Consider the following 21,313-nt stretch of genomic DNA (forward strand, 5'->3'; position numbering starts at 1 on the left):
GACTTTTATGAAACAAATAGGCCTTCAGGATGAAACTATTCTTTGCTAAATTAAAAACATTGCCAAACCCAAACCTTAACACACAAATTTAAACCAATGAACAAAAAAGTATCCATCCTTATCTCGCTGCTGGGACTTTCGCTTTCCCTTTCTGCGCAGCAGCAGGACAAATCGTGGTCGATGGTAAAAGGGAAAATCTCTTCACCATGGGCGCAGGACTTTAATCCTAAAAATGTATTGCCAGAATATCCGCGGCCACAGTTTGAGCGGACCAGCAACTGGAAAAACCTGAACGGGCTTTGGGATTATGCCATTTCTGCAAAATCGCAACAACCTGCAATTAACCAGGGTAAAATTCTTGTGCCTTTCGCGGTAGAATCTTCGCTTTCGGGTGTTGGCAAAACAGTAGGTAAAGATAGTTTGCTCTGGTACAAAACCAGCTTTACTGTGCCTGCAAACATGAAAGGCAAAGAAATTTTGCTGCATTTCGGTGCGGTTGACTGGAGAAGTACTGTAAGCATCAACGGTAAAGCGGTAGGTAAACATGAAGGCGGTTTCGATCCTTTCAGTTTTAATATTACACCGTTTTTAAACAAGAGTGGAAACCAGACTTTAACAGTAGAAGTTTGGGACCCGACAGATGAAGGCCCTCAACCAAGGGGAAAACAGGTAAAAAAACCGGAAGGCATCTGGTATACCCCGGTAACCGGTATCTGGCAAACGGTGTGGATTGAGGCAGTAAATAAAGTACATATCGATCACATTAAAGTAACGGCCGATATCGATCAGCAAACCGTATCGGTTACCCCGTTTTTAACTGGCGCTGGCACAGGCGATCTGGTTAAGGTTTCGGCATGGGATGGTACGACCAAAGTGGCTGAGCAGACCGCTGATGGCACGGGCGCAATCAGTTTAAAAATTGCGGATCCTAAACTTTGGAATACCAAAAATCCATTTTTATACAACCTGAAAGTGGAGCTGATCGCTAAAAATAAAAAGGTTGATGAGGTGAAAAGTTATTTTGCCATGCGTAAAACCTCAATCGGAAAAGATCAGAACGGTATTCAGCGTATGCTGTTAAATAATGAATTTGTTTTCCAGTATGGTCCCTTAGATCAGGGTTGGTGGCCAGATGGACTTTACACCGCACCAACAGATGCCGCTTTAAAGTTCGATGTAGATAAAACCAAAGAAATGGGTTTTAATATGATCAGAAAGCACATTAAGGTAGAGCCTGCACGTTGGTACTACTACTGCGATAAAGCAGGTATGCTGGTTTGGCAGGATATGCCAAGCGGCGACCTTGGTAACGGCTGGGAGAACCGACCTGGTGTTTTAGACCATGGATCAGACCAAAACAGAAGTGCCGAATCTGAAGGATATTATAAAAAAGAGTGGAATGCCATTATCGATGCACTTTACAATGTACCTTCTATTGTGGTATGGACACCTTTTAACGAGGCCTGGGGCCAGTTTAAAACAGTAGAAATTGCCAAATGGACAAAAGAGAAAGATCCTTCAAGACTGGTGAATACAGCCAGTGGAGGTAATTTCTATCCGGTAGGCGATATTATCGACCTGCACAATTACCCACACCCGGCTATGCCGAGTCCTGATTATTTTGGAAAAGAGTATGCCCTTGTGCTGGGTGAGTTTGGTGGGCTTGGCCTGCCTATTGATGGCCACGTGTGGCAACAGAAAAACAACTGGGGGTATCAGAGTTTTAAAAACAAAACCGATCTTTTTAATAAATACGCCCAGTTTACGAAACGTTTAGCAGAATTAATACCATTAGGGCTTTCTGCCGGAGTGTATACCCAAACTACCGATGTAGAGGTAGAAACCAATGGCTTGATGACCTACGACAGAAAAGACATCAAATTTTCTGAAGCACAGATGAAAGCTTTGCACGATAAGCTTTACCAGATAAATGTGCCGGTAAAGCAATAACTTATCATTTATCGCTTTTTGTATGCTCAGCATAATAAGGCGCGCTGCAATTGTATCTGTAAATCACTAAATTTTAGAAAATCAGTCGTCATTTCGACTGAAGCGCAGCGAAATGGGGAAATCTTTAACATACTTCAAAGATTTCTCCACTGCGGTCGAAATGACGATTCTGCGGGCCTGTTATCACCCCTCCTTTGTTTTTCTAAAACTAACCTCTCAGGATGACAATTCCATTTTTATGCTACAACTTCAATGATTTTATTATTGTAAATGAGTTTTTTTATTTGTCCGCAACTGAAAGGGTGCTTTGTGTTGGGCAAGGAAATATGCTAATATTTGTTTACCCCTTTATTACCTGTTGTTTACCCTTTCTTTATACCAAGTTAACCCCAGGTTAACCCCTGGCTTACCTTTTCTTTACCTCCTGGTTACCTAAAAGGTAAAGCCAAAGGCTGCGTTTGGGCTTTTTTCGGTGAGTCGGGGCCGATGCTGCCCGCCAGCAAGTACCTATAAGTGGTAATTGGTTATATTCGCCTTGTACTGATCGAGAAACTTTCATTCACATGAAAAAATCGTTATCTTCCACTAGATAATAATATTGATCGCAGCAATTCTTACTTAAGTTAACCAGATGAAACCACTCGATTTTTCCACTTTCCCAATACTAGAAACCGACAGGCTGATCCTTCGCAGGCTTTCACTGGAAGATGCTCCGGTAATTTATCAATTGCGTTCGGATGTTGAAGTGGCTGCTTTAACAGGCAAGGCTCCTTTTGTGCATATTAATGAAGCCATCGCATACATCAATAAAATTGATCATCTGATCAATAGTGATGAATCTATCTACTGGGTTGCTTCTTATAAAGGCGATAATGCTATGATTGGAGCAGCCTGCCTCTGGAATTTTGATCTCCGGAATGAGACTGTAGAATTGGGATATGAGTTGCTCCCGGAGTTTCAGGGTAAGGGCATAATGGTAGAGATTGTTACGCGTATACTTCAATATGCATTTGAGGTAATGGGCATTAAAACCATTGTTGCTTACCCATCCAGCGACAACCCGCCTTCTGTAAAACTACTTGAAAAAATGGGCTTTAAAATTGCTTCAAGCGATCATCAAAATACGCATGTAAATGTTCCGGGCATGCTCACATTTATCCTTACTGGTTATCCAAAACAATAAAAGGAAAATCGCCAATAACAATAGCCATCAATATTTTAAAAATAATAGTTCCACTCATGTTTACCGATTAAAAAACTTATGCGATAAGAGGTTAGTATTAGTCTTTCCAGTCTACAACCTTTACCTCATCGCCAACACGGATAATCCCCAATTGCTGGTGAAGCAGGTTCTGTCCGAACATGATTTTTTTACCTACCGTACGGTAGCTGGCCAATGTTCTTAATGGTTCCTGCCCTTTTTCGCCAGTTTGCTGATCAATAGTAATGAGCACACACCTGGCACATGGTTTTACAGCTGCAAATAAAACCTCCCCGATGTAAAAATTTTTAAAATTGTCCTCAGCATGGGGCGCTCCGCCGGTAAAAACAAAATTTGGGCGGAAACGGTCCATTCGGATCGGATCGGCAAGCTTTTCATTAAGTCCATCAAGCGACGATTGGCCGATAAGCAGGCAGGGATAACCATCGGCAAAACTCACTATTTCATCATTTGTAGCATAATCCCGATCTACCAATCTTTTTTCAGTTAAAGGCATTTTTACCAGCCTCACCTTAAACTTCAGGAAGTCAGAAAACCAATCGCTTACCTTTTTATTTACTTCAATTGCGGTGGCAGTATCGTTCCAGATTACAACAGATAGCTCTTCTCCCGTATCTTCATCCAAAGAAAAGGATATGTTTTGCTTGGGTAATGTTTTATGTGAAATGGTTAATTTACCATCGCCAATATTCACCTGAAGCAGTGCCAGTTCGAAATGTTTCCGTTGGGTAATAAATATACCTTCCTCATCAACAAGCATCCATCTTCTATCGTATTGCAGGCCTTTTTCTTCAAGCTGCGCTTCCTGAAGATTTATGCCTCCCAGTGATTTGATGGGATAAATATTGATTTCGGAAAGGATAAATTTGCTCATATTATCTGCAACTATAAAATTTCGATGTTCTTCTGCTCAAATGCCTCAAATATCTGTGCATTGATCATGCTTCTGGTCAAATCGGCTTTCGATATATCCTTGCACCAGAAATAAATATTGATGGTACTGTTGAGCTTACTCACCGGACTGATCATAATAATAGGTTCTTTGCTGATAAAAACATTGCTGTTCTCTACAATAATTTCTCTGATCAGGTTTACCACTTCGGTAGAATTAAAGGGTTTTGCAATCAATAAAGAAATATCTACCCGCATCTGGTTGTTACTCAGTGTCCAGTTGATGATATTGTTCGATAAAATAGAACCGTTGGGGATAATAATTTCTGCGCCTTCGTCGCTAAGTAAGGTACTGGAGCGTACGCCGATTTCCTTTACCCTTCCTTTTTTGTTACTCAGCTCCACAATGTCGCCTATTCGGATGGTTTTATCAAAAATAAGGATAATTCCCGATACAAAATTGCTTACAATATTCTGTAAGCCCAACCCAATTCCAACACCCAATGCACCAAGAATAACCGTTATTTTATCAATTGGAAGTCCGGAGGCTGCAACCGCGATTAAAAAGCCCCCAATTAATAACACCAAACGGGTTACGAGTAACTTCGAACGCTCTCCTTTATTATCGTCAAAACTGTCATCGCCTGTATCGCCAAAGAAATAGGCAATGTATTTCTGCAAAAAGTTGGCCACCCAGATAATGCCCAGAAACAATACAATGCCTCCAAAGGTAAAAGAGAAGTTGCCTATGATTCTTTTTTCGGTGAGGATTTCCATTACCGACTGGTATAATCCATTAAAAATATTCAGGTTGGTGGTAAATATTACAAACCAGATTAGGGTAGCACCAATGCCGGTTAACCTTTTAAGTCCGGTAATTACAGGCTGCCAATCAAAATACTCTGGAAATCCTTTACGGATCCTGCTGCTTTTCATCTGTAACAAAAAGGCCTCTACCAGTACTTTAGCCAGGATGGTTAATGATATGGCATTTAAAAGTGAGCTTACCCCGGTAGAGTAAAAAATCTGCGTAAGGGTAAAGCGGCCAAATAGATTACAAAAGGTGGCAATGATGGCAAAGCCAACATATATAAAACCCGTGGTGAGGATCATTCTGTATCTTTTGGTTTTCTCGTCGAGCATTTTCCATACCATAATGCCATAAGCAACGGAGCTGGTGGTTAAGAACAGCAGCAGCCAGCGCTGGTATCTTGGTGGCATACCCAAAAGGCGTAAAAAAACCGGAGCGAGAAGAAGTACAACAAATATGCACCAATAATAAAATAACTTTGAGCCTAGCTTTTTGCGGAAAAATACAGTGAGCAAAATGGCCAGAATAAGCTCAACTGCTTCGATGTATAGTGCGGGTGCCCTCAGATCGAATATTGGGGCCAATGCAAAGAGCATGATAAAAGTAAGTAAATAGGGCTGCGGACTGACCAGTGAAAAACCATCAAGGGTTTCTAAACGGCCCCGCTGTTTTACGCTTCTAAAATTGAAGAATACCCAAAGGAAGAATATGGTACAGGTAAAAAGTAATAACAACCGGCTACTCCTGGTATACACGAAATAATAGCCTGATATTTCTTGTTCCCCTTTAATAAACCTACGGAAGCCCATGCTTTTATTGGCCCGTTTGTTTACCGATTCCCATAAATAACGGCGCTCTTTGCCAAAGGCCTTAATGCTTACCGCATCGAGCTGACTATCGGTAAGGTACATTAACTCTTTAATATTGATCAGGTTAGAAGATGTTCTGGCCTGCAGGTTGTTAATGGATAAGGTAGTCGTTTTCAGTAAACTATCCATCACTATACGTTTCTTCTTTAATTCTGCAAACTGATCTTTAAACATTGCTTGTATGGCAGGTACCGTAAACAATTTAATCAATACGGTATCTTTGCGCAGGTTAAGAATTTCGGTTTTTAAAGCCCGTAATTCCTTTTCATATTCATCAAGGTCTGATAAACAATCTTTATTATTGCTCTGTAATTCTTCCAGCAGGGTTTGATCCATCTGCAGGTTTTGCAGGTTAGGGGATCTGTCGTTTTGCGTTAACCGGCTTTTAAGGAGTGCCAGTGCAGCTTCATCCTGGGTTAAATGTGCTTCTATTGGCTTAAGTTTTTTAAATGAGCCAACGGTAACCGGAACTTTATTAACGGTTTCGAATACTTTTTCCAGGTGTGCGAGATAATCGCCTTTGGTTAATGTTGCAGAATCGGACAGAATAGATACATCCTGGCCCTTATCTGATGACCTGTCCTTTTGTGCAAATGCATTACCCATAATAATAACGGTAAAAAGCAGGAGTAATAGATTTCGGAATAGTATAGGGAAATTATTTATTGTTATCATTAGATTTAAAGAAGTATTGGGAAATATCCTTTTTTAAGGATATATGTTGCCAAAAATAAGGATTAGAATTGATTTTACAGCCGGTGGTTTTGGCTATTTCATTTACAATGAACCTTAATAAATGCGAGCGCATTAATGCCAGAATGAATTTAATGAAAATTTATACTGTTGTTCGATAAAAATTAAATAATTTCAATTCAGCATTTGCTATTTTCAAGTTTAAAAGCATAAAAATGAGCTATTGTGAATAATTTTTAACAAAATACAGTTTTGCTTTATTTTATCAGGCTTTTCTATTACGGTAACTGCACAGGCCACACGGCAGATTGTGAAAGATTTTGATTCCGTCCTGAAAAATAAATAAAACCTGCAGGAGATTAACCACAAACAATCGATGAAGAAACAGAATAAAATTATCCTTGGGGTGTTAGCGTGCATCATATTGTTAGCCATTGCGTTGATGTATAAACTGCATTGGTTTGGAGCGGGTATGAAACCTCAGCATGAGGCAATCAGCAACGCTGATCTTGTTGTTGAGGCTATATCCGATACACAAGCAGTAACATCTAAACCTAAAACTGAAAGCCCGAAGGAAGCAACGCAGATCGAATTTCCACCAAGCGGAAACACTGTTGACGATTTTGTTCCCGGATTATATAAAATTGCAATGGATACCAAAGGCCTTTTAAATAATGACGAACTGGAAGATGTAGTTTTAGTGCTCCAGAATAAGAAAGACAGTACAGATTTACGCCCTACCTTAGTTTTGTTGAAGCAGCCGGAAGGTGGGTATCGTTTATACGCCAGCTCCTGGCTGGCCATTGGCGCTGCCTATATTAATGGCGATTACCAGCAATATGACAGTGAAGACATCAGCATAGATCAAAAAAGAAATTTAATTATATCAACTTACGGCAGCGGTCCGGTAGGTAACCGCGAAACCAGGTACCGTTTTATAGACAACAAACTTGTTTTTACTTATATGGAAACGTATAACGCGGGTGCAGGCCAGCAAACCAGGGCAAGCTATGATATTTTAAACCGAAAGTTAACGGTTGAAGATATTAATACCATGAAAGAGGATATGCCTGCTGCAGTTAGCCATGGTACTTTGCCACAACACCCGCCTTATCTTTTTAAAGAGATTGACCCGACAACGGTTTTCTCAGAATAATGGCAAAACATCGCCATGCAAGGAGCCTTGTTTTTAAAAGCCATTAGCTTGAAATATAAGCCCTTCGTTTAAATTTAAACAGAGGATAATTAGTTTTATTCCTTTGTGAGGTAAATACTCATCACAGCCCTTGCCGCAGTTTGGTTAGTTCCATAAATAAGCCATTGTTTATCATTTACCTCAGCACTAATCCGCATGTACTGATCAGTCTGCGCTACAATGCTCCAAGTGGTCTGTGGGGCAAAATTAGGATTGCTAAAAGTGAGGATACGGGTATCTGCATTTCGTCTCAGGATATAATCCGAAAATTTTACCGATGTATTAACATCAGTAGAAACTTTTACCTGTTTATTGTCAAATGTCCAGTACGATTTTATGGCATCTGCCACGGAATGGCTAACTTTGACTCCCGAAGAATTATAAAGCTCGATGTCATACCCACCTGTTGACCATTTGCCATTCAGGGTTTCATTCGTACCATTATCGGTGTCTTTTTTGCAACCCGATATATTGATGATGATACATAAAAGCAATAAAATACGTTTCATACCTGGCCTTTAGATGATTGAAGTTAGATAAACCAAAACGAATTCACAAATCTAATATACGCGAACCCGGCTATCTGTAATTGAATTGGCACATTTAAATTTATTTACCTCGGCTTGTAGCAAGTAATGCTATGTACACGTTTATACCTTGAATTAACACTAAGCATTAATGAAAAAAATCTTGCCAATTTTACTGGTATTATTTTGTATCGCCGGATGTAAAAAGGAAAAACAGGGAAATTATTCTGAAAAGATAACAAAGGGAGAAAAATGGGGAATAAAGATTGGCAGTTCACATGCTGAAGTATACACCCAACTGCAAAAGGCAGGACCAAGCCTCGACTTTCAGCATGTGGCAATTTTTGGCCACAAGCCTTACCGTTCGCCAGAAAGCCTCGGCCAGCTTCTTCCTTATTATTATGCGCTCACTATTTATAACAATACCGGGACTTTAGACCGTGTAGTGCTGTTTTTTAGCGGAGATAAAGTACAGCAGATTGCCACGGGCGGCGGCCTCAGCACACCAGTAAGCAAATGGCCCGAAAATGTGACTGATGATACCGCAATAAAAGTTGATGACCCTGTTTCAGGTTTAACAGCAAAGCTGATCAAAATTCATCAGTTACCAGCCTATGCAGCTTATGGATTTGTACTTTCCGATAAGCCATTAAACAAACCGTACGATCCGGATATGAATAATCATGATGACTGGCAGTTTGGCTTTTCAAATTTTGTAAGTGCAAACATCAGCGGATCTTCAACAGTAACCCTTCATTTCAAGGCAGGTAAGCTGGAGAGTATAAACCACGATTATCGGGAGGGGCAAATATTTAATTGATTCGAGTATGCTGAAATTATAAAACAAGCATCATAAATGGTCGTTTCCCAGCAGCGTTTCACTGCAATTTCATGATTACCTCAAAATGCTTTTGGCACAAGGGAGTTTAGTGGATCAGTTTAAAAATAAAACGAGGACGTATCATAAAGTTGAAATCGCCTCTATGATACAACCTTGTTTTTTTGAATATAAATTATACTAGCGATGCATGTGCATCATTTACAAATTTAACGTATCCATTAAATTAAAGGGTCGGAATCCTGATTGCGGGGATTGTGCGCTGGAAAACCATTCTTATCGAAATGATGGTGACGATAAAAGTTTGCACGGTCAATCTCTACAATTTCATCTTCCATCCGTAACGCCGCCGGACTTCCAATTACGCTGCGGATCTGGTTCTCCAATTCAGGGGTAACCTCACCAATAATATATCTCGGCATTGCCCTGAACTGATCTTGGTGGATATCGGGTAAAATAACTTCTTTTTTATCTTCGCCTAAATTTGCGAGCCCGATGGGTATCAGCACAACCTTTTCCTCCAAATCTCCGCCCATATCTACAAGCTCCACAATAACATAGCGTATTGCATTTTGCTCGGGATCAAATAGGAGGTCGCGCACTTTTCCAACCGAATCGCCAGCTTCATTTCTTACTGGCCAACCTTTAATGTTTGCTTCGCCGTCTGTTAATTGATAACTACTTTTTGAGAGCTCTTCTAAATTGCTGTATACAATAGTTCCTGAATCCATAATTACTTTTTTTAAAGGGGGCATTAATAACGATGCCCATGTTTATAACAAGTTTTTCAGGAGATGGTTTTTATGCTAAGACGCCAGTATGCAAGGATTTGGCGGCAAAAAAAATAACGTAAAGGAGGTAATTAACGGTAAATATTTGTGATCTAGTGTTTTGTGTTGACATTAAAAGATGTGGGAAGCAACAAAAATATTAATCGAAATATTTTTTTATCAGGCGGCGAGCATGCTGTTTTATGATTATTTTGTATAATCGTTAAAATAGAATCAGAAGTTAATGAAGAATATAGCTGAATTTAGAATGTCATTAAAAGAAGATAGGCCTGATAATAGCATGTCAGTTCAATTGCGCGCACTTTGGTACGATGCAAAAGGAGATTGGCATAGGGCCCATAACCAGGTAGACCATTTAGGCGATGTTGCCTCTGCCCGTATCCACGCCTACCTGCACCGCAAAGAAGGCGATATTTGGAATGCCGATTATTGGTATGCTAAAGCCGGAGAGAAAAGGCCCCAATTATCATTAGATCAGGAATGGGAAGAATTGGTACAGCGTTTTTTATCATGATGGATATAAATTACCTATCATTTAGCACCAGTATGCTGGGGAGATAATACCTGAAACAATATTAATCTCCCAACATCTTCAGTCCTTTTTATTTAGCAGGCATTTTAAAAGAAGGTGGAAGTGATGCTTCATCCGCCGCCCATAATTTATTCGGACGTTTGCCCATTACCAGCTCCAATTTGCCACCTTTCATTAAATCCTCGTGAGCAAACCACGATTTATTCCATACTTGCCCGTTCAGTTTAGCCGATTGAATGTATTTATTTTCAGGAGAATAGTTTAGGCAGTTCAGCTCAAACTTTTTGCCATTTCCCAGATCAAGTTTTACGTTGGCAAACGTGGGGCTGCCAATTACATACATGGGCAAGCCTGGGCTTATCGGGTAAAAACCCATCTGCGAAAATACTACAAAAGAAGTAAGGCCACCGCCATCTTCATCGCCAGGAATGCCCATTAAATCGTTACGGAACCACTGACTTAATAAACTCCTTACTCTTTTTTGCGTGCGCCAGGGCTGTCCCGCATAATTGTACAAATAAGGAATATGCATAGCAGGTTCATTGCCCATGGAAAACTGTCCAACATTACCTGTATGATCAGGCAACTGCGAATAAAAATCAAATCTGCTTTTCCCAAGCGGTGTATTATACATTTTCTCCAGTTCATCAACAAAAGCCTGTTTGCCGCCAATCATATTTACCAAATCGCCCAGGTTGTGCAACACATCCCATCGGTAAAGCCAACCATTGTTTTCGTCGTAAGTTTCTCTGGCACCAAGTCCGCCCGAAAAGCGGTAATCCAGCGGTTTAATAAATTTACCTTCCGCATCTTTCGGATGAAAAAATCGGGTGTCCGGATTAAACACCGTATGGTAGCTGCTACTTTTATCTAAAAAGTATTTGGCTTCGTCGATTTTACCCAATTGCTGAGCAATATTGCCCAGGCACCATTCATCATATACCGTACCGAGGGTAACGGCTATCGGTTGACGTTTTTCAAAACCATGAACTTCTGCTGCAGTTTCTTTTTCGCCTTCAGGTAAAGCAGGGAAATAGCCATTATCTTTAAAAAACTGATCTAAAACACCTGCTTTTTTTGAAGACCACGGGGCCAGGGTTTTTTCGGTAATGGCTGCTTTACAATACTGATAAGCTTCCTCAAGATTAAAATTTCTTAAACCCTTGTTATAAGCATCAATTACTGTGGCCACGCCATGATTGCTGTTCATCCTCCGGCTATCACCAGTTACCTCCGGAAAAGTTGGCATCCAATGGTCTTTCATCTGTTGTGCCATCCGCAGATAAGAATTAATCATATCGCTTTCCATTTTTGGCTCAATAATCACACGGAGTGGATGTGTTGCCCGGTAGGTATCCCAAATCCAGTCGTCAGTAAAAAATGGCATGCCATTGTCATTGTGCACTTTTCCGTCGAAGGCACTAAAATACCTTCCATCTTCAGATAAGCTGATCATTCTTTCGTAAGTGCGATAAAGGGAAGTGTAAAATATGGTTTTGGCTGTTTCATCAGTGCCTGTTACCATGATCTTTCCAAGCGTGGCATTCCAGATATTCTTTCCTGTCTGCGCCACCTGGTTCAGGTTATAATCCTTGATTTCTCGACGGAGATTGTGTTTTGCCTGTTCTTCACTGATAAATGATATGCCATAGCGTGCCTTAATCTGCTTGGTTTGAGCAGGAAATTTTAAAATAAGATGAGCATCACGGCCGGAAGCAGACTGTTCCCTAGAATCAATTTTAGCTTCTTGATGCCTGCCTGATTCAACGGGTGTTAAATCAGTTTCGAAATAGAGGTAAACCTTGGTATTATTGCTTAGTTTCTGAAAGCCACTTACCACATTCTGGCTCACCTTTAGCTCCCCATTCCTGGTGTTTAAAACCAGATAAGCCGGAACATCTGTCTGCGAAAAATTGAGTGCATATATCCCCGATTGGTGCGATGGCGCAAATTGTACATTTATCCCAAAATCATCCAGGTCAACCTCATAATAATAAGGCTTAATCACCTCATTGTCGTAGCCATAAGAAATTACGTTACCCACATTTTTGAGGTCGCCCTGAAAAGGGCTCAAATTAAAGGCTGAGCTTCCCCGATGGCTGGTAACCACAACAGGCAAACCATCTATAGTATTACTGGTAAAATTATCACGCTCCGGATAAACCCGCAATAAGCTATTAGGTAAATGAACAGTAGGATAAGTGGGTACAAGTAAATGGCTAATGTTACCAATGTATGGATTAAGATAGTCTACGGGTTGTTTTTTAGCTTGTGCATGCCCAAAATTGATGCAAACTATTAACAAAAATATTGCGTTCAATAAAGAATATGTATATTTTTTCATATAATGGATTTCGATTAGATGTGATAAACATAGCACTTTCAAAAACGATATTCAGCCCGCTGATGAATTGCCGACTGTATCATTAATGATGTATTTTTTTTAACTTACTTAAATAGTAAAACGATTTATCAAATCTAATGGAAAGGATCAGTTTATCAAAAAATCAACAGCAGAAAAAGTCTTTTCTTATGAGCATGTTGTATTTTACTAGCGTAAAATTACAATGCCTGATGCCAAAAAATTAGGTTACGGCCTAAATGTGAGTGGTGTGTCAACAAAAAAGAGCGATGAATAGATTTCATCGCTCTTCGATTGTTAAATTTCTATTTATTATTTTGCTAATGAAGCAGTTTGTTCTGTACCGGTTACTGGTGAGCTCATTTGTGTTTTCATTGCTGCAAATCTGTCTAGATTCAATTTTGGTGTGCTTCCCATTACTAAGATATGCTCTCCGGTAGCGCCGCTTAATTTTAAATCTGCACGGCCTTCAATTACAGTATATAAACTTTCTGTATCTGAATCGATTTCTGCAACTGCATTTCCTTTTAAGAATAACTGTAGGTATTTAGCATCCAATTTGCCCGCTGTTTTTACTACGGCATTTTCTGAAGCCTGTACCCTGAAAATATTGTTTACATAAACGGTAATCTTCGCCGTATTTCCATCTGCCGAACTGATTTTTAGTGCATGTCCATCCTGGATTACTTTTACTTTACCGGTGTTGTCGTCATTATAGCTTACACTTTCTTTTTCTCCTTGTATCAACGTAATTTCTACATTTCCACTTACAATAACCTGGTTAATGTTTTTAGGTGCCGACATTTTGATTGGCTGTTTCTCGTCTGCCATTACACTTGTTGAGAAAATAGCAGAAGTTAACACGATAGCTGCTAATACTGATTTTGTTAGGGTTTTGATTGAGGTTTTCATAATGCTGTTGTTTATATTTTTAATTAATATTTTATGATTGTTTTTGTAGATAAGACACCACCAAGGCCGAAACGTTGCAGCAGAAAACCCTCAATTATACCAACACAGCTTTATTCTCGACGAACGGGTTTAAAAATCGGGCGAAAAAGAGTTCATTTTTACGAATACTTTCATACCTATCGCTTAATTCTATGTACGACCATAATCTTGTTGGCTTAGAATTAACAATAGCTGAACATTTGCTTTAAGGCCTGTTAATCTTATGCGATAAGTTCCAGTAAATTGAGGTCATGAGAACGACCGTTCGGTTTAAAAAAAATGAAAGAAAAATTAGGGCCGGTTAATGAGTTAGGAGCCTGAAATAAGCTACACGGATAGACTGGCAGAATTACTTACCTGCCTGAAAAATAATTGGTATAGGTCAATAATCGATGTGGGAGATCAATATTACCCAAGCGCAGAACCTGGGTTTAAATGGGCAGATGGTTTAATATTCTGCCCGTTGGGTTTCGCTATAATGGCTAAAATTTAATCGATAGTTTTTCAGAAACAAGAACATTGTTTTTGTAGTACTCGAAAAACCAGGTTCCATTCTTTTTTAAAACTATACCGTTTGCGTTGCCATTGTTCGAAATATAACAATCCTCTACTGAGGTTTTTAGTAAGGTCATTACAATTTTAGGCGTTGCATCAATCAGTTGGTAGCCATTGCTTATGGGCTGTGCATACAATAGCCCCTCTTGTTGTTCTGTTTTGGCGGCGATTGGTTGATTAACCGGTTCAGGCATTGCTTTAGCCGCTACATTTGCCGGGGCAGGTGTTGGATTGGTAACTGCAGTTGGGCTGCCTGCAACATATTTAAAATCGTTAAAAGATGTAAATGCGTCTTTCAATGCCAAATTGTAAGAAGTCTCGTATTCTTTCTCTCTGCTTTTACCTGCCTTGCTTTTTATCACTACAGCACCCTTACAATCTTTAAGTAAAAGGGTAAGGTTGGTAACGAACATACTATTGTTTTCCTGCAATTCTACTACCAGGGCCTTACATCTATCGGTTGCAATTTCTTCTGGTATTTCCGAATTATCAAAATAAACCGTAAAGCCCTTCTCCTCAAAAAAAGTCTTGGTAAGGGTATTTAAACCATATTGATTAACCTGTTTGAGAAAACTAAATTTCTCGGGCACAATGATGTACTTGTAATTGGCAGCATTAGACTGTGCCTGTACAGAAAAAGAGATTGCTAAAAAGAGAATAAAAAAATATCTTTTCATAACGGTTAATGGAGCTTGGATAAGATTCCGACTCAATTTATAGAATGAAACGGAGAAAATCAAATTTATCGTTCAGCATACGATCCATATTAATCAATTACCTACAATAGGCATAGCTGCTCGAATATGTCAGATTGCACTAGTGAAGAAAGAACAACTATTTATCACAAAAATATTTCTAAATTTAGAGAAGAAACCTTTTTTTCTTCCAAAAAAATAAAACCAATATAAACCTAACATATGCTTAACATTCAAAACACCAAACTATTCTGGGCAAGTTGCCTGGCGTTATTGGTTACTTCGCTTTCCTTCGGCATCCGCGCGGGAATCATGAACCAGCTCGGGATCGATTTTCAATTAAGTACTACACAATTGGGCACAATTACGGCAGCTGCTTTCTGGGGATTTCCGCTGGCTATTGTGGTCGGAGGGTTTGTAGTCGATATGATCGGCATGAAACGTTTGCTGGTAATGGCCTTTATCTTCCATCTGGCCGGAATTGTGCTTACCATTTTTGCTCAGGGCTACTGGAGCCTGTTTTTATCTACCCTGTTAATCGGGATTGCCAACGGTACCGTAGAGGCCGCATGTAACCCATTGGTAGCCGCTTTATACCCCGAAAATAAAACCACCCGCTTAAATCATTTTCACCTATGGTTTCCAGGAGGAATTGTGATCGGCACCTTGCTGGTTACCTTGTTTGTTCAGCTCGGACTGGGCTGGAAGGTGCAGGTGGCCATGATGATTATTCCTACTTTAATTTACGGATACCTGTTTTCAAAGTTAGATTTTCCGGTTACCGAAAGGGTATCATCTGGTTACTCCAGCTCGGATATGTATAAAGCCGTACTTTCTCCATTGTTTATCTTTATGTTCATCTGTATGTTCGGTACAGCCATTACCGAGTTATTTACCGGTCAATGGATAGGTTTACTGTTGAAAAACGTAACGGATAATGCCATTTTATTGCTCACGCTTACTACTGGGATTATGGTAATCGGCCGCGGTTTTGCCGAACCTGTGGTTCACCGCCTTGCCCCTCAGGGTGTACTGCTCTTATCTGCAATATTTGCTGCCGCCGGACTTTACATGCTGAGCACTTTTACCGGAAATTCTATTTTCTTCGCTGCAATCATTTTCGGCATAGGTGTTTGTTATTTCTGGCCAACCATGATCGGTTTTGTGGCCGAAAATGTCCCTAAATCAGGAGCACTAGGCCTAAACCTGATGGGGGGTGCGGGGATGTTTGCTGTTTCTATTTATACGATGTTTATGGGGAGCTTTTACGATAACCTGATTGTTAAACATTTACCTGCTGGTGCCTCGTTAAGCGCTTATTTAAAAGCTCCTGAAAATTCAGCATCAGCGCAGGCGCTTGCCAATGCCAAAAACCTGGCGGGTCCTGAAATTCTGCAGGCCACACTGATTATCCCTATCATATTGATTGTGGCTTTCGGCGGATTGGTTATCTACCTGCGTTCTCGAAAAAAGAGCAGGTCTGTAGCTTTGTAACTAAAAGATAATCACTTAGTACATTATTCACCAAATACATGAGAAGAGTAATATCTACAGGTTTATGATGCTAAATCCATCATAACTTGTAGATATTTATGATTTATTTTTTGATTGCTGCATTGGCTTCAATAAATTAATCATAACAAAGAACTGCCTGTCGGGAGCTCATATGGGGCTTTGCCTGCTTCAAAAATCCTTGTGTTTTCGCTTCCCTGTGTAGTGATTTCATCGCCTATTATCCTGATCCAGTTGCCCTCGCGCAGCCCTATAACCTTTATGTTATTCTGCGTTAAAAACTCCATGATCCTGGTTTCCCTTGTTTCTCCATTATGCTTCAACTCCGGATTTGGGTCGAGGTAATGGGGATTAAGGTTAAAAGGAACCAGTTCCATGCAATCAAAAGAGGGCGGATACACAATAGGCATATCATTGGTGGTTTTCATATTTATGCCAGCAATATTGCTTCCGGCACTACAGCCCAAATAAGCTTTGCCAAGTTTGATGTTATCACTTAGATGCTTCATCAGTCCGAGCTCATGAAGTGTTTTTACCAGCAGAAAAGTATTGCCTCCCCCGGTAAAAAATCCTTGGGCTGCGTGGATCGCCTCAATGGGATTGTTAAATTCGTGCAGGCCTTTAACGCTGATATTTAGCTGTGAGAAAAAATCGCGGGCTTTGGCAGTATATTCTTCATGCGAAATGCCTCCTGGCCTTGCATAAGGGATAAATATAATTTCATCTATTCCGGCAAAGAGCTTGATGAGCTCATCTTTTAGGTATTCCAGATAATTACCGCCAAACAGCGTAGAAGTAGAGGCCAGGATAACATTCATCTTATTTTGCTTTCGGCAATTATACCGTTTTTCGTTGAAATAATTGTTGTGCAGAGCCAGTAGAAAAATCGGCCATTTTCTAGTTAATGAGAAACAGCAAAACTGAAGGTTTTTTCAGAAGTGAAAGTCAGTTTTTCCTTTAAGCATGTTTTCTTTATGCCTTTCAGATAAAAACTAAGGCTGGGCGTTAGACACACTGGCTGCAGAATGATATTTTCTTCGCTCATTTGTCCACTCTTTTAGCTTTGGAACAAGAAATAGGATTGCAAAGGCCAGTATGGAAATGACCGCCTGTAAAGAGAGGTTTATCTTGGTCACCGGATGAATATCTGCATCACCCATTACAATACATAGGCGGTATACACTTCTTATAATAATGAGCACCAATAAGTACTTGCTCCACCCGAACCTGCGTTTGATCAAGATAAAAAGCAGATAACGCGTGATCAGAATTGATATAAAAATAACCAGTTCCTGTGTACTCTTATAATCGTAAAAAAACAGATTTACTATCCCGATTAAAAAAGTAATTAAAATAAGATTAGAAGATAAGGAATACCTATTCTTCATTAATTTAAAATTTACCAACTTAAATAGGTTTAAGACGACAGACGATGCAAATGTCTTGATAATTTTTGAAATAAGGTAATTTTTGATTGTTAAGAAATCTTAAGCCATTGATATTTGTCAATAAATAGGGAAATCGTTATTCAAAAAAAACGGATTGCTGTTTGGCAATCCGTTTTATATTTTAGACTGAATTTGTATTACGCCTTCATTACACGGTCTCTAACCTTTACCGCTGGATTGCCCTGGTAAATGCTGTAAGGCAATAAGTTTTTGTTCGCCACACTTCCCATTGTTAACACCGCATGACTATGCAGGGTTACACCAGGACCAACTGTTGCTGCAGCACCAATCCACGCTCCATCTTCCAGCACAATGGGGGCAGTCATTAGGTCAAAATTTGTGCTGCTATAATTATGATTTCCGGTAATGAGCACAGCCTGTTGTGAAATACAGCAGTTTTTTCCAATTTTTACCCGATCCAAATTGTCTATATAACAATCAGCGAGCCAGCTATAATCGCCAATTTCCAGTTTCCATGGATATTTAATGTGAATGCCTGGTTTTATGCGAACTTCTTTACCAATCCTGCTACCGAATAACCGTAAGAAAGTAACTAGTACCGAGCTGACTGGCATCAAACGGCTCTTAAAAAAGACAACATCCGTAAAGTACCACAAAAGCTGCTTTAGGATGGGGGCACCAACCTTAAAATTGCCGGTATCAAATTTCTTATGTAACTGCGTTTTTAGCAAAATTTCTTATTTATTGTTGTTGGCATTAGCCTTTAGCTTTAGCTAATTTTGTGCTTTTCCTGATCCAAATGTATAACATGGCAAAAATGCAGATGTATACAATGATATTAAAAACTTCGTGGTGATAGGTAAAATTGTTCCGCTGCGATTTAAAGAATCCAAGTAATACACCCAAACCCGCAATACGCAATACATTCAGAACGTAGATGGCAATAAAACCGATCACCAGCATTTTAAAAGTCGATTTCCAGGACGCGGGGAATGCCAGTACAAAAGCGGCCAAAAAACTCATTACACCTAGGCCAAGGCAGGAATAATTAACACGCAGATAAGGCCCGGCTACTACCATGACATCCATTTCATTATGAATGGCATAAAAGCCAAAAGCCTTAATAATCCATACGGCGGGTACAATTAATGCCGTTTTTAAACCTTGAATATAATCAAAGTGATCGGCAATATAGGCATTATAAAATCTGGAACCAGGTGTCATCACACTATTCATAAACAGATTGCCCTGGCTAAACAGGATGTATAATATAAACAAGGCAACCACAAATTTGATGGCCTTTTTATTCGCTTCCTTTTTTGCTTCTTCTGAGGTCATATGTTGTCGGCATTTATAAATTTAACTTCTGTTTTTTTGAATTACTTTAATTTTTTTATCTACCAGTTTTCTAAACCAGAAGCCTTGAAGGTAATGGAATTTAATACCCGTGGAGCCCTCAAATATACCTAGTTTAAAAAACATCCGGTAGCCAAAGTAAAGATAGGGACGAAATCCAAGTGGAAGTTTCCACCACAATTGTTTTAACCATGCCCGCTTTTCGTCAGGACTGCCCAGTAAGTTAGGCTTTAAACTTTGTGCGCGCAACTTTAACATCCTTTCTACCTCTTCTTGCGCCACCAGATCACTATAGCGTTCATGTTTGGCTTTCCAAAAAGCAATATCATTCTCTTTTAGGTTTTCTTCCAAAATCCAGCCTTTCTTCCAGATTTTGGTCTTGCCCGGCACAATAAACCGGTGATCCATGTTCTCATTGAGATCAGAAAACCCGATCCCTGTCCTGAACATCTTTAAAAGATAAAAAGGGTAGTAGGTGCCAAATCTGATCCAGTTTCCTTGAAAGAAGTTTTTACGGTTAAAGTAAATGCCATTAACATCGCGGTGGTCTTGATCTTTAAAGTTGGACAGCATTTCAAACAGCTCCGGTGTAACGATTTGATCGGCATCGAGGCCAATTATCCAGGGCGTTTCTACCTCAAAGTGCTTTAAGGCAAAATCCCATTGTTTCGGATGGTTTATAAAAGGATTTTGTTTTACCGTTGCACCATAAATATTAGCAATTTCCAATGTCTTATCGGTACTCCCGCTATCCAAAATAAATGTGCTGGCATTAAGCTTCTTAATAGATTCTAACAGCCTGGGCAAATGAATTTCTTCATTAAAGGTTAATATGATAAAACTAAAATTTTGATTCATTTAAGTTATTATGGGTAGCTAGAATTTCTTTGTAAAATTCAACGTATTGTTTAGCCAAAATGTCATCATTAAAATCAGCATTGATTTGCAATGGAGCAGTGGTCCTGATTTTTTTTCTTTTTTCAATATCCTGATAAGCTGCAACGATGCCAGCCTTTATCTGTTCAACTTTCAACCCGGTAATCCACCCCAGGTTTTTGTCAGCCACATAATCGGCAAGACCAACAAATTTGCTGATCAATACAGGGGTGCCCATACTTAAACTTTCAACCACCACATTAGCGAAATTTTCGTTGTAAGAGGTGAGGACTGTTAGATCATGCTCGGCCATTAGGTTAAACTTCTCTTCATTATTTACCTGTCCAAGCCAATTCATTCGTTTGGTAAATTTTAGCTTTTCGGCCTTGTCTTTTAAACTTTGTACATAATCTTCCTTCCCTGTACCACCTATGGTTAACTGCCATGGAATATTAACAAGTGTTAAAGCTTCAAAAAGCAATTCAAGTCCTTTCTTCTCTTCAATACGCGAAAGAAAAATAATGTTAAAAATTAGAGGTTCTTGATACTTGCTACCCGCTACTTGATACCCACTACTTGTAACCTCAGCACCTAAACTAACCAGATTGGCGATTACCTTAATACTTTTAGGTTGCACTATTGTTAAAATATCTCTTTTTTCCTGTTCACTGGTGGCGTGGATATGGCAATATTTTAATAAAGTTTCACCCATTAATTTGTGGATGATCCTTTTTGAAAGAGAATTCCGGTTACCGAATGTATAGGAGGTGAGCATTCCTCTAGGAGACAAAACAACGGGTATTTTATACCATTTGGCCACTAAACAGCTTAATACCGAAACTAAATTCCACCAGGCATGGATGTGTAAAACATTCCCCTCCTTTGGAGGGGTGTCTGTAAGACGGGGTGGTTTTTTTAGGTTTTGATTGGCTATATTTAGTTTGTCATTCTGAGTGTAGCGAAGGATCTTTTTTCTCAACATCCACAACAACCCAGGCGAAAAATGACTGTGATCTTTTGTCCAGCGTTTAAAATAGGTAACAGGCACGGCATCAACTAAAACAGGTACACCAGTTATAACATCTAACTCATTTTTGCCATTTGCTGTAGTAGTCAATACCTCCAGTTCATGTACAGTGGCATTATTACCGTCAACCGCCAACCGCTTATCAACTGACAGGACTTCGCACAACTTACCTACACTTTGTATAGGCCCACCATATATGTAGGCAGGTTTGTAAGATGCAGTAATATGAATGATTTTCAAAGGTTAGATAA

19 protein-coding genes are annotated in these 21,313 nt (G+C 39.6%); 6 read left to right on the plus strand and 13 right to left on the minus strand.

Annotated elements, in window-relative coordinates:
• Positions 1-96 precede the first annotated feature (96 nt).
• Both AC07VK_RS20235 and AC07VK_RS20240 read left to right on the plus strand, forming a co-directional pair.
• Positions 97-1,950 (plus strand): glycoside hydrolase family 2 protein, encoded by a 1,854-nt coding sequence (locus AC07VK_RS20235; RefSeq protein WP_492962999.1) that lies wholly within the window; start codon positions 97-99, stop codon positions 1,948-1,950.
• Between the two features lie 631 nt (positions 1,951-2,581).
• Positions 2,582-3,133, plus strand: a complete 552-nt coding sequence (locus AC07VK_RS20240; protein WP_492962997.1) for a GNAT family N-acetyltransferase — start codon at positions 2,582-2,584, stop codon at positions 3,131-3,133.
• Between the two features lie 97 nt (positions 3,134-3,230).
• Here AC07VK_RS20240 and AC07VK_RS20245 read toward each other — a convergent pair whose 3' ends face one another.
• Entirely contained in the window at positions 3,231-4,046 is an 816-nt protein-coding gene (locus AC07VK_RS20245) for an MOSC domain-containing protein (protein WP_492962995.1), read from the minus strand.
• An 11-nt stretch (positions 4,047-4,057) separates the two neighbouring features.
• The gene (locus AC07VK_RS20250; RefSeq protein ID WP_492962993.1) at positions 4,058-6,418 is read right to left on the minus strand and encodes a mechanosensitive ion channel family protein; all 2,361 of its coding nucleotides are present in this window, start codon (positions 6,416-6,418) and stop codon (positions 4,058-4,060) included.
• Between the two features lie 394 nt (positions 6,419-6,812).
• Here AC07VK_RS20250 and AC07VK_RS20255 point away from each other — a divergent pair, with 394 nt between their 5' ends.
• Positions 6,813-7,592 (plus strand): hypothetical protein, encoded by a 780-nt coding sequence (locus tag AC07VK_RS20255; RefSeq protein WP_492962991.1) that lies wholly within the window; start codon positions 6,813-6,815, stop codon positions 7,590-7,592.
• Between the two features lie 95 nt (positions 7,593-7,687).
• Here AC07VK_RS20255 and AC07VK_RS20260 read toward each other — a convergent pair whose 3' ends face one another.
• Positions 7,688-8,140, minus strand: a complete 453-nt coding sequence (locus AC07VK_RS20260) for a hypothetical protein (RefSeq protein WP_492962989.1) — start codon at positions 8,138-8,140, stop codon at positions 7,688-7,690.
• A 169-nt stretch (positions 8,141-8,309) separates the two neighbouring features.
• Between AC07VK_RS20260 and AC07VK_RS20265 the strand changes: the two genes are divergently transcribed.
• Positions 8,310-8,978 (plus strand): hypothetical protein, encoded by a 669-nt coding sequence (locus AC07VK_RS20265; RefSeq protein ID WP_492962987.1) that lies wholly within the window; start codon positions 8,310-8,312, stop codon positions 8,976-8,978.
• 239 nt (positions 8,979-9,217) lie between these two features.
• On the opposite strand, the gene AC07VK_RS20270 is transcribed toward AC07VK_RS20265, so the two are convergent.
• On the minus strand, positions 9,218-9,727 hold the full coding sequence (locus tag AC07VK_RS20270) for a PRC-barrel domain-containing protein (protein ID WP_492962985.1): 510 nt from the start codon (positions 9,725-9,727) through the stop codon (positions 9,218-9,220).
• A 283-nt stretch (positions 9,728-10,010) separates the two neighbouring features.
• On the opposite strand from AC07VK_RS20270, the gene AC07VK_RS20275 reads away from it, so the two are divergent.
• The gene (locus tag AC07VK_RS20275; RefSeq protein ID WP_492962984.1) at positions 10,011-10,301 is read left to right on the plus strand and encodes a hypothetical protein; all 291 of its coding nucleotides are present in this window, start codon (positions 10,011-10,013) and stop codon (positions 10,299-10,301) included.
• An 88-nt stretch (positions 10,302-10,389) separates the two neighbouring features.
• Here AC07VK_RS20275 and AC07VK_RS20280 read toward each other — a convergent pair whose 3' ends face one another.
• The 3 genes from AC07VK_RS20280 to AC07VK_RS20290 form a co-directional block, all read right to left on the minus strand.
• Positions 10,390-12,663 (minus strand): GH92 family glycosyl hydrolase, encoded by a 2,274-nt coding sequence (locus AC07VK_RS20280; RefSeq protein ID WP_492962982.1) that lies wholly within the window; start codon positions 12,661-12,663, stop codon positions 10,390-10,392.
• A 330-nt stretch (positions 12,664-12,993) separates the two neighbouring features.
• Positions 12,994-13,593 carry a GIN domain-containing protein gene (locus AC07VK_RS20285; protein WP_492955511.1) on the minus strand — a complete coding sequence of 200 codons (600 nt, stop codon included), beginning with the start codon at positions 13,591-13,593 and terminating at the stop codon, positions 12,994-12,996.
• 521 nt (positions 13,594-14,114) lie between these two features.
• On the minus strand, positions 14,115-14,864 hold the full coding sequence (locus tag AC07VK_RS20290; protein WP_492955510.1) for a hypothetical protein: 750 nt from the start codon (positions 14,862-14,864) through the stop codon (positions 14,115-14,117).
• A gap of 240 nt (positions 14,865-15,104) precedes the next feature.
• On the opposite strand from AC07VK_RS20290, the gene AC07VK_RS20295 reads away from it, so the two are divergent.
• Complete coding sequence (locus AC07VK_RS20295) at positions 15,105-16,376, plus strand: MFS transporter (RefSeq protein WP_492955509.1); 1,272 nt, start codon at positions 15,105-15,107, stop codon at positions 16,374-16,376.
• Between the two features lie 140 nt (positions 16,377-16,516).
• On the opposite strand, the gene pepE is transcribed toward AC07VK_RS20295, so the two are convergent.
• The 6 genes from pepE to AC07VK_RS20325 form a co-directional block, all read right to left on the minus strand.
• Complete coding sequence (gene pepE / locus AC07VK_RS20300) at positions 16,517-17,212, minus strand: dipeptidase PepE (protein ID WP_492962980.1); 696 nt, start codon at positions 17,210-17,212, stop codon at positions 16,517-16,519.
• Between the two features lie 174 nt (positions 17,213-17,386).
• Positions 17,387-17,782 carry a hypothetical protein gene (locus AC07VK_RS20305; RefSeq protein ID WP_492962978.1) on the minus strand — a complete coding sequence of 132 codons (396 nt, stop codon included), beginning with the start codon at positions 17,780-17,782 and terminating at the stop codon, positions 17,387-17,389.
• 197 nt (positions 17,783-17,979) lie between these two features.
• Positions 17,980-18,534: a WcaF family extracellular polysaccharide biosynthesis acetyltransferase gene (locus AC07VK_RS20310; RefSeq protein ID WP_492962976.1), complete on the minus strand. Its 555-nt coding sequence runs from the start codon at positions 18,532-18,534 to the stop codon at positions 17,980-17,982.
• Positions 18,535-18,559: 25 nt separating this feature from the next.
• A complete protein-coding gene (gene xrtY, locus AC07VK_RS20315; protein ID WP_492955505.1) occupies positions 18,560-19,141 on the minus strand; it encodes an exosortase Y in 582 nt (193 codons plus the stop codon).
• A gap of 21 nt (positions 19,142-19,162) precedes the next feature.
• Positions 19,163-20,017 (minus strand): glycosyltransferase family 2 protein, encoded by an 855-nt coding sequence (locus tag AC07VK_RS20320; protein WP_492962974.1) that lies wholly within the window; start codon positions 20,015-20,017, stop codon positions 19,163-19,165.
• Positions 20,001-21,302 carry an XrtY-associated glycosyltransferase XYAG1 gene (locus AC07VK_RS20325; RefSeq protein ID WP_492962972.1) on the minus strand — a complete coding sequence of 434 codons (1,302 nt, stop codon included), beginning with the start codon at positions 21,300-21,302 and terminating at the stop codon, positions 20,001-20,003. Before AC07VK_RS20325 ends, AC07VK_RS20320 begins: the two co-directional genes overlap by 17 nt.
• Positions 21,303-21,313 lie beyond the last annotated feature (11 nt).

The sequence above is a fragment of the Pedobacter sp. GW821-FHT01D05 genome (assembly GCF_059422505.1).